General features: G+C 69.8%; 2 protein-coding genes. One reads left to right on the top strand and one right to left on the bottom strand.

Going from position 1 to position 822, the window contains the following annotated elements:
* Positions 1–94: 94 nt before the first annotated feature.
* Positions 95–430 (top strand): hypothetical protein, encoded by a 336-nt coding sequence (locus tag G3I71_RS44945; protein WP_164324665.1) that lies wholly within the window; start codon positions 95–97, stop codon positions 428–430.
* Between the two features lie 75 nt (positions 431–505).
* On the opposite strand, the gene G3I71_RS44950 is transcribed toward G3I71_RS44945, so the two are convergent.
* Entirely contained in the window at positions 506–748 is a 243-nt protein-coding gene (locus G3I71_RS44950) for a chaplin (RefSeq protein WP_164324667.1), read from the bottom strand.
* Positions 749–822: the final 74 nt, after the last annotated feature.

The following is an 822-nucleotide window of genomic DNA, read 5'->3' on the forward strand; positions in this document are numbered from 1 at the left end:
TTGCCGCGTTCGCTCGCGCGTTTCCGTATCGGCGGGGAATCGTTAGCCAGGTCGAGAGCGGCGCTACGGACGCCGCTGGAAAAGGATTTCGAAAATGAAGTTCACGAAGGTCGCCGCTGTCGTCGCCGGTTCCGTGGCCCTCCTCGGCGCCGCGTCCCCCTCCTTCGCCGCCGGGACCCCGGCCGCGATGCCCCCCATGAGCCTGACCGGGGGACTGAGTGACGCGCTGACGGCCGCCACCGGCGCCACCGAGAACCTTCCCAACGAGGCGCTGGCCGAGCAGGGCGACAGCCTGGGCAAGGTCGTCGGCACCGTGCAGACGGTCAACAATGCCCGCAACGACCTGCCAGGCGAGACCCTCAAGCTCGCGAACGGCGCCACCCAGGCCTCCCCGCTGCTCGGCGGCGTGGACCTCAACGGCGGTCGCTGAATCCGACCGGACGCGACATGACCGTGGGCGCCACCGGCGAGGCCGGGGCGCCCACAGTCATGAGATCGACTGACGTCAGTCGTTGACGCAGACGTTGCCGAACGCGGGGTTCAGCAGGCCGATGACGTCGACCGAGTTGCCGCAGACGTTGACCGGGATGTGGACCGGCACCTGGGCCAGGTTGCCCGAGAGGACACCGGGGGAACCCACGGCCGCGCCCTCGGCCGCGGAGTCGGCGGAAGCGGCGCCCGCGGCACCGGCCACAGCGAGACCAGCGGAGGCCAGGGCCACGGCGGCCTTCTTGGCAGCAGAGTTCATGGGAAGTGCACCTTCTCTTCGACGTCCTGCCCCGATCCCGGGGCTCACACCGAGCGAAACGGTTCTGGTTCCCA

Source organism: Streptomyces sp. SID12501 (assembly GCF_010550245.1).
GTDB lineage: Bacteria > Actinomycetota > Actinomycetes > Streptomycetales > Streptomycetaceae > Streptomyces.